Below are 13,005 nucleotides of genomic sequence, written 5' to 3' on the forward strand. Positions count from 1 at the left end.
CTTGAAAGAGACTACTGGTTACCTTGTTTGCGCTCGTGGTACCAAATCTCCTCGATAAATGGTTCCCCGGCCTCACGAACCTCGACGACGACGTCGCTGAACGACGTGCCGTCGGGCAGCACCAAGCTGGTGGTAGCCCAGGAACCATTCCAATAGCCCAGATCCAGGCTTGTCGGCTCGTACTTCAGCGCAATGTTCGCCTCGAGGTGCTTCATGGCGGTGAAATAGCCGCTGGCGGCGACGATCGTGCACACGATGGCAAGCAAGCCGGAGGCACCGGCAACGATCAGTTCGGTGCGGATCGAAGACTTCAAGGCATAGGTTTGCAGCCCGTCGGGCTTCCGCTGGAAGTCGCCGCGGCGGATCAGCCCGTGGATGAGCGTGGGGAAGCAGATCAGCACCAAGGTCACCGCGACACCAAAATAAACCAGTGGCCGCAGAAAATCTATCGGTTCGTATCCCAGCATCTCCATGGTCCGATCCTAGCCAAAGATACGCTAGCTGACCAGAGGTATTAAACACCAGTAGATCGTCCAATGAGTGGGGACCGGTCCCTTGTGGGCGCCGGGCAGCACGCGCCTAGATCCCCTTGCCGGGGTTGAGGATTCCCTGCGGATCGAATACCTGCCTGATGGAATGCTGCAGCCGCAGCGAACGCGACCCGATTTCTTCCTCGAGCCAATCCTGCTTGAGCAGGCCGATGCCGTGCTCGCCGGTCAGCGTGCCGCCCAAGCGTTGGGCCAGATGGAACATGTCGGCCAGTGCCGCCTTGGGCGCCCCTGAGGTGATGGACTGCCCCGGATCCACCACGATGACCGGGTGCAGATTGCCGTCTGCGGCATGGGCGATGGTGAAGATGCGCACGCCGCGCCGCTCGCCGATTTCGGCCAGGCCGGCCAGCGCCTCGGCGAGTTTGCTGCGTGGCACCCCGATGTCGCAGATCGATACCGTACCTAGCTGCTCCATGCTGGGGATCGCCTGGCGCCGTGCTTCCATCAGCTGAGCCGCCTGCGCTTCATCCTCGGCGCGGTCGATGCGCGAGGCCAGCGGCATAATGGCCTCCACCAGCGCCTGCATTTCCAGTTCGGCGCCGAACCCGTCGGTTTGCGCCAGGAGCAGGGCGCCACCTAGCTCCCGGTGCCCGGTGCCCAGGGCGCCATCGATGGCCCAGAGGCTGGGCCCGTCCATGAGTTCCAAAACCGAAGGCTGCAGCCGAGCGGAAATAATCGCCGCCGCGGCCTGCGCGGCGCGGGACTCATCGGGGAAATAGGCGGCGGCGGTCGCGGTGCGAATCGGCTTGGGGCGCAGGCGCAGCACGGCTTCCACCACAATGCCCAAGGTTCCCTCGGAGCCGATGAAGAGGGCATTCATGTCGTAGCCGGCCACGCCCTTGATGGTGCGGCGCCCGGTGCGCAGCAGCTGCCCATCGGGGAGCACCACGGTCAGGGCCAAAACCGATTCGCGGGTCACCCCGTACTTGGCGCACCACATGCCCCCGGCGTTGGTGGCAATATTTCCACCGATGGAGCAGATGGCGGTGCTTGCCGGATCCGGGGCATAGAACAGGCCGAGCTCACCGGCGGCGGCATTAACCGCCGCATTGATGACGCCGGGCTGAACCACCGCGATCTGCTCGACGGGATCGATGGAGATGATCCGATCCATTTTCGAGACGTCCAGGACCACTTCGCCGCGCCGGGCCGTTGCGCCGGCCGCCAAACCGGTTCCGGCGCCACGCGGCACGATCTTCACCCCGAACTTGCTGGCCAGCTCCATGGCCAGCACCACGTCCGCGGTGCTCCGGGCAAAAACCACGCCGTCCGCGAAGGATTCCGGGAGATATCCCGAGCGGTCGATGCTTGCCCGTTGGCAGTCTTCCGGACGTATCGAGGCCTGTGGATGCGCGTCTAATAGCTGCTTGCTGGACTGGTTGGCTTCTCCGGGGATCACTGGGACGTCCTTGGCTCGAGAGGGGGTGGGAGGTGTTAAAAAGGCCCGGCGGGAGCGCATAATGCTCTCCCGCCGGGCCCGATACAACTCATGGCTAGCCGGTCACGAACTTGTCGGCGACAACCAGCGCCTGCTCCAGCCGGTCCAGGGCTTCGACCAGGACATCGTCCGGGATGTTCAGTGCCGGAACCACATGCAGCCGGTTGAAGTTGGCGAAGGGCAGCAGCCCGGCAGCCTTGGCCGCGGCCACCACCTCGTTCATCTCGGGGGAAGAGCCGCCGTAGGCCGCCAGCGGCTCGCGGGTTTCACGGTTCTTGACCAACTCGATGGCCCAGAACACCCCGGCTCCGCGGACCTCGCCCACCGAGGGGTGCTGCGCGGCGAACTGCGCCAGCCGCGGGCCGATGATCTCATCGCCCAGGCGCTTGGCATTGGCCACCATGGACTCGTCCTCCATCGCGTGGATGGTAGCGACCGCCGCCGCGCAGGCCAGCGGGTGGCCCGAGTAGGTCAAGCCGCCAGGGTAGGGGCGTTCGCGGAAGGTCTCGAAGATCTCGTCGTTGATCGCCACGCCGCCCAGCGGCACGTAGCCCGAGTTCACCCCCTTGGCGAAGGTCAGCAGATCCGGGGTGACGCCCCAGTGGTTGACCGAGAACCACTGGCCGCTGCGCCCGAATCCCGCCATCACCTCGTCGGCGATGTACACGATCCCGTACTTGCGGGTCAGCTCGCGCACCCCGGCCAGGTAGCCGGCCGGCGGCATATAGATGCCGGCGGTGCCCGGAATGGATTCGAGGATCAACGCGCCGATGGTCGAGGCGCCCTCCAGGACGATGGTGTCTTCCAGGTGCTTCAGCGCCCGCTCGGTTTCCTCCGCTTCGCTGGTTGAGCCGAAGTAGGACCGGTAGGGGTAGGCGGGGAAGAAATGCACTACCCCGTCGGTGGCATGGTCCGAGGCGAAGCGCCGCGGGTCGCCGGTCGCATTGATCGCCAGCTGCGTGCCGCCGTGGTAGGAACGGTAGGCGGAGAGCACCTTGTGCTTTCCGGTGTGCAGCCGAGCCATGCGGATGGCATGCTCCACCGCGTCGGCCCCGCCGTTGGTGAAGAAGATCCGATTCAGGTCTCCCGGGGTGCGCTCGGCGATGAGCCGGGCCGCCTCGGAACGCGCATCGTTGACATGCTGCGGGGCGATGGTCGCGATCTTCGCGGCCTGCTCCTGGATGGCCGCGATCACCTTGGGGTGCTGATGGCCGATATTCGTGTTGACCAGCTGGCTGGAAATGTCGATCAGCTTCCGGCCTTCGCCATCCCAGACGTAGGAGTCCTGCGTCTTCAGAATGGTCATCGGGTTGAACGGTCCCTGCGCCTGCCACGAATGGAAGACGTGGTCGCGGTCCAGCTGGTAGGCGCGCTTGCCTGCTTCGATCTCTTCCGCCGAGATGTCGGCGGTGAGCTGTTCGGTCATGAATCTAGATCCTTCTACTCAAACCACGTGGGCACGCGGGGAAAATTAGTCGTTCTGCGGGAAGCCGAGGTTGATTCCGCCGTGGCTCGGGTCCAGCCAGCGCTTGGTGATCACCTTGTTGCGGGTGAAGAACTTGAATCCCTCCGGGCCGTAGGCATGCTGGTCGCCGAACAGCGAGGCCTTCCAGCCGCCGAAGGAGTGGTAGCCCACCGGGACCGGGATGGGCACGTTCACGCCCACCATGCCGACCTGGATTTCGTTCTCGAAGCGGCGCGCGGCGCCGCCGTCGTTGGTGAAGATCGCGGTGCCGTTGCCGTACTTCGAGGCGTTGATCAGCTCGATGCCCTCGTTGAAGGTATCCACGCGGACCACCGAGAGCACCGGGCCGAAGATCTCATCGGTGTAGATGGACATGTCGGTGCCGACGTTGTCGAACAAGGTGGGGTGCAGGAAGAAGCCGTTGCCGTCCGCGTCCAGCGCCCCGGTGCGGCCGTCGACCACCAGCGAGGCGCCGGACTCGATGCCCGCCTCGATGTAGCCGGCGACCTTGTCGCGGTGCTCGCCGGTGATCAGCGGGCCCATATCGCAGCCGCGGGTGCCGTCGCCCACGCGCAGGTTCTTGGCGCGCTCGGCGATCTTGGCGACCAGCTCGTCGGCGATGTTCTCCAACGCCACCACCACGCTGATCGCCATGCAGCGCTCGCCGGCCGCGCCGAAGCCGGCGTTGATGGCCATGTCCGCGGCCAGGTCCAGATCGGCGTCGGGCAGCACGAGCATGTGGTTCTTGGCGCCGCCGAAGGCCTGGACACGCTTGCCGTTGGCGGTGCCGGTGGAGTAGACGTACTGGGCAATGGGGGTGGAGCCGACGAAGGACACCGAAGCGATGCGCGGATCGTTCAGCAGCGTGTCTACGGACTCCTTGTCACCGTGCACCACATTGAGCACGCCCTCTGGCAGGCCCGCCTCGGCGAACAGCTCGGCCATCCACTGGGCCGCGGAGGGATCCTTCTCCGAAGGCTTGAGCACTACCGCGTTGCCCGAGGCGATGGCGACCGGGAAGAACCACAGCGGCACCATGGCCGGGAAGTTGAAGGGGGAGATGATGGCGGAAACCCCGACCGGCTGGCGCTGGGACTGCACGTCCACACCGGTGGAGGCGTTCTCCGAGTATTCGCCCTTGAGCAGGTAGGGGGCGTTGCAGCACAGCTCGACAACTTCCATGCCGCGGGCCACTTCACCCAGTGCGTCATCGAGCACCTTGCCGTGCTCCGCGGTGATGATGGCTGCCAGCTCGCCCTTGCGCTCGGCGAGCAGCTGGCGGAAGTTGAACATGATCGCGGTGCGGCGGGCCAGCGAAGTATCGCGCCACTTGGGGAATGCTGTGTGGGCTGCGGCGATGGCGGCTTCGGTGGTGTTCTTGGACGCCAAGGCGACTTCGCGGGCAATCTCGCCGGTGGCAGGGTTGTAGACCTTGCCGGTGCGGGTGTCGCCTTCGCCGGAGAACGGTGCGTTATTGACCCAGTGCTGCAGAGTTTCGGTCATCGTAGTCGTCATGAGAAAGTCCCTTCAAGTGCGTTCGTGGTTATCTGATTCCATCTTGCGCCACCAATATGACAAGTAACACAAGCGATGTGTCATGATTTAGGCGGAAGGTCTTACGCTTTGTAAAGGTTGACGGATGAGTGCTGAAACAACTGGTTCCCTGACCATGGCCGACGTGCTGGCGCTGAAGGTCGTGCAGAACGCCGAACCGCTGGTCCTTTCGGGGGAGAAGAACCTCGATGTGCGCCTGCGCTGGGTGCATGTCACCGAGTCGGCAGAGAACGTCGATCTGCTCTTCGGCCGCGAAGTCGTGCTCACCACCTTGCGGAATGTGGAGCCCAGCGTGCAGCGGCTGCGTGCGTTCATGACCAAGCTGGAGGATTCCGGAGCGGCCGGGGTGGTGGTGGAACTGCTGGAGGATCCCGGCGGCGCGGATGCCGGCATCGGCGCACGCCTGGCCGAAGCGGTGAATGCCCTGGCGCTGCCGGTGATCCGGTTGCGCAAGAAAGTGCGTTTCGTGGAGATTACCGAGGTCATCCACGAGCGTCTCGTGGCGGAACAACTGGCCGCGGTGCAATTTTCCCGAAACGTCCACGAGATCTATACCGAGCTTTCGCTGCATGAAGCCGATGAACAGCGCATCGTTGAGCGCACGGCGGAGCTTTTGCAGGCTCCGGTGGTCTTGGAAGATGTCCGCCACCATGTGCTCGCCCACGCCGGTGCCGGATACGGGGCCGAATCGGTGCTGGAACACTGGATCAATCGCTCGAAATTCGTCGGATACGCCGAACAGACCGGGCGTGGCCACGGCGCCGAAAGCTGGCTGCAAACCCCGGTCGGCGCGGTCCGCAGCCGATGGGGCAGGCTGGTGGTTCCGGCCGAGCTCGAGGACGAGCACAACGCCGCCCTGGTCTTGGAGCGGGCGGGCCAAACCTTGACCATCGCCCGATTAGCCGGCCGCGACCAGCGCGAACTTCTCTACCAGGCCCGCACCTCGATGCTGCACGAGCTGCAGCAGCACCACTCCTACACCGACAAGGAAGTGGCCGTACGCGCCGAGTCTCTTGGCCTGGATGCCGGAGCGCACTATGTCCCGCTGGTGGTCTCGCTGGCCGTGGGGGAGGCCCACAGCCCCACGGACATCCAGCTCCGCGAACGAGAAGTGCTGGAAGTCGTAGACCAGGTGGCCGAGAATATGCGTCTGGGAGTGCTCGCCGGATCGCTGCGCTCCGGATACCTCGGGGTCATTCTCCCCGTCGCGGCGAAGCAGCTGGTGGAAAACTCGCTGCAGCGGTTCACCCGACAGCTGACCGAGATGCTCTCCGCCCAGGTCGCCGTCGGGGTGGCGGCCGAAGAAACGAGCATCAGCGCGAGCGCTCGCCGGTTGGAAGAGGCGGCCCTCGTCGCGGAGATCGTTCCCAACCTCCCGACCCGAGCCCGGCCCTACTACCGCTTCGCGGACCTGCGCTTGCGCGGGGTGCTCTCGGCCATGGGCCAGGATGCGCGCATGCGCAGCTTCGCGCTGACCGAACTATCCGGGCTGCTGAACCCGCCAGATGAATCCGGCCTGGAGCTGCTTCAGCTATATCTGGAGCATGCTGGCAACAAAAGCGCGTTGGCCAAACAGGGCTATCTCTCGCGGCCAACCCTGTATGCCCGATTGGCGAAGCTCGAAGAGAAGCTTGGGGTATCGCTGGATTCTGCAGAATCCCGAGCCAGCTTGCAGGTAGCGTTGCTTTGGTATCGAATGCACGGATAACTGGATCCGGCAGTTGCACCCACCACGAGGCCAGCGGAGAAACGGAGCACCCATGCCCATACTGAACAAAGATATGACCCTGTGCATTTCGCTCTCGGAGCGTCCCTCGAATCTCGGCACGAGATTCCACAACTACCTCTACGAGGAACTCGGGCTGAACTTCATCTACAAGGCGTTTGCTACCCAGGATCTGGACGGTGCCATCGCCGGGGTTCGGGCCTTGGGCATCCGCGGTTGTGCCGTCTCAATGCCGTTTAAAGAAGATGTGATGGAGCTCGTGGACGTCATCGAGCCCTCGGCAGCGTCCATAGAATCGGTGAACACCATCGTCAATGACCAGGGTGTGCTTCGCGCGTCGAATACCGACTACGAAGCCATAGCGAAGTTGATAACCCACCACGGGCTGAACCCGAACGCCTCGGTGCTGGTCCGGGGATCCGGAGGCATGGCGAAGGCGGTCATCGCAGCATTCCGCGACGCGGGATTCGAAAACTTGACGGTGCTGGCCCGCAACGCAGCTAGTGGAAAGGAACTGGCCACGAAGTATGGCTACCGCCATCAGGTTGGCGACCCCGAACCAGGGCACGATATTTTGGTGAATGTGACCCCGCTGGGCATGGACGGGCCACACCAGCAGGAGTTGGCCTTCGAATTACCCCAGCTAGCGGCCGCAGAAACCGTCTTCGACGTGGTAGCTTTTCCGGCGCAGACACCGTTGATCCGCGCCGCAGAACAGCTGGGGAAACAGGTCATTACCGGTGCCGAGGTCATCGCCTTGCAGGCGGCGGCGCAATTTGAGAAGTACACCGGAATTCGGCTCAGCGAGGACCAGGTGCGACGCGCTTCGGAGTTCTCCCGCAGCTAGTCCGCGCTGGGGCGCCGCGCGGCGGCGCCGTAGGGTCTGCGGACATCCTCGCGAGGTTCCGCGGACCATTCGGCGATCCACGGGCCGGTGCCTTCCGAGACGTCACGCACGCCTTCTTCGAGCCATTGGAAGTCACCATCCAATAGCTTGGCGGCAACCTGTTCGTCACGGTGCGTGGTATTGCTCCACAGGTGGCTGAAGTGCTCTTCGCAGCGTTTGGTCGCCTGTTCGCAGAATGCCTGGGCCAGGGTTTCGGCAGAGAATCTTTGGGCGGCGCCCGAATCGTGGAGCGACAAGGTCTTGGTGATCGTTGCGGACATGGCGAACAGCTCGGCGCCGATGTCCACGATGCGTCCCAGGAATACCTGCTGTTTCTCCATGCCGGACTGCCACCTCGCCATTCCGGCAAAGGTCTGGCGTGCCAGGCGGCGTGAACTGCGTTCGATATACCGCAAGTGCTTGGCCAGCGGCCCCCGGTCCGAAAAGGACCCCGGCACGGTACCGGCTCCGACCATCAGCTTTGGCAGCCAGCGGGCATAGAAGCCGGAGGCCTCCATGGCGGCTCGGGCCTTTTCCTCCAGCGTGGCATCGCTCTGCGCCAATGCCCCGGCGGCTTGGAGGTGAGCGTCAACCGCCTCGCGGGCGATCAACAGGTGCATGATTTCGGTGGAGCCCTCGAAGATGCGGTTGATGCGCAGGTCGCGCAGCAGCTGCTCGGCCGGGACCGCCCGTTCGCCCCGGGCGGCCTGGGAAGCGGCGGTTTCGAAGCCACGCCCCCCGCGGATCTGAATGAGCTCATCGGCGATCTTGCAGGCGGCTTCGGAACTGTAGAGCTTGGCGAGCGCCGCTTCGATGCGGACATCTTTCATTCCCGCATCGGCGAGGCTCGCGCTCAGTTCAAAGACCGCCTCCAGCGCGTAGGTGCTTGCCGCCATATAGGAGAGCTTGGCGACCACCGCCTGGTGCTTGCCCACGGGGTGGCCCCATTGCACCCTGGCTGCGGACCATTCGCGAGCAATTTTTGTTGCCCATTTCCCGGCGCCCGCGCACATCGCGGGAATTGACAACCGTCCGGTGTTCAAGGTGCTCAGCGCGATTCTCAGCCCCGAGCCCTCTTTGCTCAGCCGATTCTCCACCGGTACCTTGACGGCGGAGAAACGGGTGACACCGTTTTCAATCCCGCGTAGCCCCATAAATGCGTTGCGGTTTTCCACCGTGATGCCCGCAGAGTTCGCCTCGAGGACAAACGCGGTGATCCCGCCTCGTCCTGCCGGCTCGGTTCCGCAGACTTCGTGGGGCTTCACCGCTGCCATCACCACCAGCAGGTCTGCCACTACGCCATTGGTGGTCCAGAGCTTCGAACCTTCCAGAAGATAATGCGTACCGTCCTCGCTCAACGTCGCGTGGGTGCCCAAGCGCGCCGGATCGGAGCCGACATCGTTCTCGGTCAGGAGAAAGGCGCTGATTTCCCCTGCCGCGCAGCGTGGCAGGTATTCGCGTTTCTGGGCATCCGTGCCGAAGCGCTTCACGGGCTCTGGGACGCCGATGGATTGGTGCGCCGAAAGCAGCGCGCCGAGTGCGGGGGACACCGAACCGACGCGCATCAAGGCGCGCCCATAATCCAGCAAGCTCAGTTCCAACCCGCCGTATTCCTCAGGGATTTTCATGCCGAACGCGCCCACATCCCGTAGCGCGGCTATGTATTCATCCGGTACGCGTGCGTCTTCTTCAATACCGGAAACGTTGAAGCCATCCAGCACGGTTTTCAGCTCGGCAAGGAATTTTTCTCCGCGTGCCGCGGCCTTCGGGTCCGGAACTGGCATCGGGGTGATCAGCGAGAAATCAACCTCACCCATATAGAGGCCCTTGGCGAAACTAGGCCGTTCCCAGCCTTGCTCGCGAGATGTCTCGGCAACTTCTCGGGCTTGGGCCGCGTCGATGCTTGCGCTTGATGGTTCCGGATTCGGGCACATGGCAGATCCTTTGCACTCCAGGCGCGTTTTGCCCTGGTGGCATCTGCGCCTGTCCTTTGGTTGGCCCAAGCCTAACCCTGAACTAGCAGACAAGAAAGGGGGCGTGCCTTGGCGTGCAGAAGAGGAACCGCCACTCGATGAAGAAGTCGAACAGCACCGATGGCTGCTGGCCGGCGAGCACCACGGAGCATGAAGCGAAAATGCTGCAAGACCTAGCCCTAGCATTGCCTCTCGCTAGGTCAGCGGGTCCAAACGTACACAGCAATGCCCGGTTTCTGGTGTGACCGGACAGGCACGATAAGGGGCATCGCCGGATTCGAGGAGCGCCGCTAAGAGCTCGCGGTTCATCAGGCATACGGTGTCCCGGTGCTGTGCCGAAAGCTGGTGGAAGGGACAATCGGTGAGGTGAATCGAGCCTGCGGTATCCGTCTGTGGCAGATAGCCGCCATTGGCCAGGGTCTGTTGCAGGGAGTCTTTGGAGGCCGCGATACCCCGTCCGGTTTCGCGCGAGACTTCGGCGAGCAATTCATTGACCGGCCGTTGTTCCAGTGTCGCCCGTTCGATGGCTTTAGCCATAATTTGAGCGGCCAGCGTGTATTCGCGGTGCGGGACGCTCGCCTCGATCTCCCGTGCAACGGGTGAATACAGTTTTGCGGGACGTCCCGAGCCGGGGCCGGTGTTTTCGCGCAGCTTGCGAAACTCATAGCTCAGCAGGCCCTCCTTGACCAGCCGTTCAAGCTGAAATGACACCGTATTTCGCGGTAGTTCCAGCGCTTGCGCCACCGCATCGCGGCTGGCCGGCTCCGCGGAGCGGGAGAGGAATTCGTAGATTCTCGCGCGGAGCGGGTCGGCTAATGCGGAGACCGCCTGGACCGAACGTTTGCGGGGAAAGAACTGCATAAGTTAAGTGTAAATCTAAAATTGGTTTTTGTTGACTTAGAGAGTACGGGGTTCTAAAATAAGATTATCTGATTTTAGAAAGGAGGGGTGGACATGGCTTCGACGGCTATGAGCGCAGCGGAAGTCCGCTCGCGCGCACTGGAGCATCAGGCGTTCGTGCTGCTGCGCACAATCTTTACGGTGGCCCCGATCTTGTTCGGCTTGGACAAGTTCTTCAACTTGCTCACCGACTGGACGGTTTACCTCGCACCATTGGCCACCGACATCATTCCGGTGTCGGCCCAACAATTCATGTACGCCGTCGGTATCGTGGAAATTGCCGCCGGCATCTTGGTGGCTCTGCGGCCAAAACTGGGTTCTCTCGTGGTGAGCCTCTGGCTGCTGGGAATCATCGTGAACCTGCTGATCCTGCCCGGGTACTTTGACGTTGCCTTGCGCGACTTCGGACTGCTAGTCGGCGCACTGGCGCTCAATCGGTTGGCTGCGGCACGAGCGGCGGCGCACCGATAGAGCTGACTTCCAGATGAATGTAGCGACCGGCTCCTTGACGGAACCGATCGCTATATCCAGTTTGGAGCCTATTGTCCTGGGGTCGACTAGATCTTGTTGGAGGCCTCAGAAAGTACCGCACGCAAGATCGATTCAATTTCATCGAATTCCGGTTGCGCGATGGTTAGCGGGGGCGCAAGCTGGATGACTGGGTCTCCTCGGTCATCGGCGCGGCAGTACAGCCCGGCCTCCCACAACGCAGGGGAGAGATACTGGCGGAGCAGCCGTTCGGATTCCTCATCGTTGAAGGTCTCCTTGGTGCTCTTGTCCTTGACCAGTTCGATCCCGTAGAAGTACCCGGCACCGCGAACGTCACCGACGATATCCAGGTCCTTGAGTTTGTCCAGCGTCGACTTGAAGTTCTCGGCATTGTTCTTGACATTGTCGTTGAGTCCCTCGCGCTCGAAAATGTCGAGGTTTGCCATAGCAACGGCTGCCGCCACCGGGTGACCGCCAAAGGTATAACCGTGATAGAACGTGGTGTCGCCCTTGGTGAATGGCTCGAAGAGCTTGTCCGAAACCACCATGACGCCCAGGGGTGCGTAACCGCTGGTGAGCGCCTTCGCCGAGGTGATGATGTCCGGAACGTAGCCGAAGTCATTGCAAGCGAACATCGAGCCGATGCGGCCGAATGCGCAGATGGTTTCGTCTGAAACGAGTAGCACATCGTGCTCATCGCAGATTTCGCGTACGCGATCGAAGTACCCCGGAGGCGGTGGGAAGCAACCGCCGGAGTTCTGGACCGGTTCCAGGAAAACCGCCGCGACGGTGTCGGGGCCCTCGAACTCGATAGCCTCGCGGATTCTTTCCGCCGCCCACAGCCCGAAGTCCTTTTCATTGTCGGCAAACATTTCGGGTGCTCGGTAGAAGTTGGTATTCGGAACCCTGAAGGTTCCCGGAACCAGCGGTTCGAAGGGTGTCTTCATATCCGGCAAGGAAGTAATCGCCAACGCACCTTGCGGTGTGCCGTGGTAGGCCAAGGCCCGCGAAATGACCTTGGTTTTTCCCGGCAGGCCCTTCATCTTGAAATGTTGCTTGGCAAGCTTGAAAGCCGACTCCACCGCTTCACCGCCACCGGTGGTGAAGAAGACCCTGTTCAGATCTCCCGGTGCATAATGCGCTAGCCGCTCGGCCAGGTCGATTGCCGGTTCGTGCGCGTAGGACCAAAGCGGCATAAACGCCAACTTTTCGGCCTGTTTGGCGGCCGCTTGCGCAAGCTCGGCGCGCCCGTGTCCGGCGTTGACCACGAACAGTCCCGAGAGCCCGTCAATATACTCCTTGCCCTGATCGTCATAGATCTTATGCCCGTCGCCGCGGGAAATAATTGGCACATTGCCACCGTTGTGAAGGCCTGAGTGGCGGGCCATATGCATCCAAAGATGATCGCGAGCTGCCTGCTGGCGATCGGTACCGCGTGGAGTTGTACTCATCGTGTTCCCCAGTTGTATTCCTGTTTTTTCAAAGAAAGGTACGTGTACGTATTCGTGCTGACGACGCCTTCGGTGCCGCGGATCTTGCTGATGACGCGGAGGAGGTCTTCATCGCTGGAACAAATGACTTCGGCCAGGATGTCGGCGCTTCCTGCGGTCACCACGCAGTAGTCCACTTCTTGAACTGCTGCGATGCGGTCCGCGGTCCCGTTGATGTCGCTTGAAGCGGTAATTCCGATCATTGCTTGCCGGGTGAAACCCAGCTCCAATGGGTTGGTTACCGCCACAATTTGCATGGCTCGACTGTCCACCAATTTCTGCACGCGTTGACGGACTGCTGCTTCGCTCAGGCCCACGGCCTTGCCTATCGCCGCGTAGGATCGGCGACCGTCTTCTTGCAGCTGTTCGATGATTTCCTTGGAAATCTCATCGATTATCGCCGTCGCGTGGCCATTCGGTGGCATGGTCATTCGGTATCGACCTCCCAGGTCTTTCGATGCGTATTCGCCACCCAAAAGCATCAAGCGTTTGGGTATAGCACCGACCCTACAGCTACTGATCCAGTTGCGAAA

Annotated in this window: 11 protein-coding genes; 3 read left to right on the forward strand and 8 right to left on the reverse strand. The window is 62.4% G+C overall.

The features are described 5' to 3' along the window. Positions 1-11: 11 nt before the first annotated feature. From CQ019_RS18390 to CQ019_RS00105, 4 genes are all read right to left on the reverse strand, one after another. Complete coding sequence (locus CQ019_RS18390) at positions 12-473, reverse strand: hypothetical protein (RefSeq protein ID WP_181148205.1); 462 nt, start codon at positions 471-473, stop codon at positions 12-14. A 106-nt stretch (positions 474-579) separates the two neighbouring features. Continuing rightward, a complete protein-coding gene (locus CQ019_RS00095; protein WP_258133802.1) occupies positions 580-1,950 on the reverse strand; it encodes an FAD-binding oxidoreductase in 1,371 nt (456 codons plus the stop codon). 94 nt (positions 1,951-2,044) lie between these two features. After that, on the reverse strand, positions 2,045-3,415 hold the full coding sequence (locus tag CQ019_RS00100) for an aspartate aminotransferase family protein (RefSeq protein WP_105553312.1): 1,371 nt from the start codon (positions 3,413-3,415) through the stop codon (positions 2,045-2,047). A 45-nt stretch (positions 3,416-3,460) separates the two neighbouring features. Beyond that, a complete protein-coding gene (locus tag CQ019_RS00105; protein WP_105553311.1) occupies positions 3,461-4,969 on the reverse strand; it encodes a CoA-acylating methylmalonate-semialdehyde dehydrogenase in 1,509 nt (502 codons plus the stop codon). A 124-nt stretch (positions 4,970-5,093) separates the two neighbouring features. On the opposite strand from CQ019_RS00105, the gene CQ019_RS00110 reads away from it, so the two are divergent. Next, a complete protein-coding gene (locus CQ019_RS00110) occupies positions 5,094-6,716 on the forward strand; it encodes a PucR family transcriptional regulator (RefSeq protein WP_105553310.1) in 1,623 nt (540 codons plus the stop codon). A 52-nt stretch (positions 6,717-6,768) separates the two neighbouring features. Next, the gene (locus CQ019_RS00115) at positions 6,769-7,581 is read left to right on the forward strand and encodes a shikimate 5-dehydrogenase (protein WP_105553309.1); all 813 of its coding nucleotides are present in this window, start codon (positions 6,769-6,771) and stop codon (positions 7,579-7,581) included. Here CQ019_RS00115 and CQ019_RS00120 read toward each other — a convergent pair. After that, positions 7,578-9,554 carry an acyl-CoA dehydrogenase family protein gene (locus CQ019_RS00120; protein ID WP_105568678.1) on the reverse strand — a complete coding sequence of 659 codons (1,977 nt, stop codon included), beginning with the start codon at positions 9,552-9,554 and terminating at the stop codon, positions 7,578-7,580. The genes CQ019_RS00115 and CQ019_RS00120 overlap by 4 nt on opposite strands. Positions 9,555-9,788: 234 nt before the next feature. Beyond that, the gene (locus CQ019_RS00125) at positions 9,789-10,454 is read right to left on the reverse strand and encodes a metalloregulator ArsR/SmtB family transcription factor (protein ID WP_105553307.1); all 666 of its coding nucleotides are present in this window, start codon (positions 10,452-10,454) and stop codon (positions 9,789-9,791) included. Between the two features lie 93 nt (positions 10,455-10,547). Between CQ019_RS00125 and CQ019_RS00130 the strand changes: the two genes are divergently transcribed. Beyond that, positions 10,548-10,964, forward strand: a complete 417-nt coding sequence (locus CQ019_RS00130) for a hypothetical protein (RefSeq protein ID WP_105568679.1) — start codon at positions 10,548-10,550, stop codon at positions 10,962-10,964. Positions 10,965-11,050: 86 nt separating this feature from the next. On the opposite strand, the gene CQ019_RS00135 is transcribed toward CQ019_RS00130, so the two are convergent. Both CQ019_RS00135 and CQ019_RS00140 read right to left on the reverse strand, forming a co-directional pair. Then, positions 11,051-12,433, reverse strand: coding sequence for an aspartate aminotransferase family protein (locus CQ019_RS00135; protein WP_105568680.1), 1,383 nt, complete (start codon positions 12,431-12,433; stop codon positions 11,051-11,053). Then, positions 12,430-12,903, reverse strand: coding sequence for an Lrp/AsnC family transcriptional regulator (locus CQ019_RS00140; protein ID WP_105553304.1), 474 nt, complete (start codon positions 12,901-12,903; stop codon positions 12,430-12,432). Before CQ019_RS00140 ends, CQ019_RS00135 begins: the two co-directional genes overlap by 4 nt. Positions 12,904-13,005: the final 102 nt, after the last annotated feature.

The organism is Arthrobacter sp. MYb229, from assembly GCF_002975405.1.
Taxonomy (GTDB): Bacteria; Actinomycetota; Actinomycetes; order Actinomycetales; family Micrococcaceae; genus Glutamicibacter.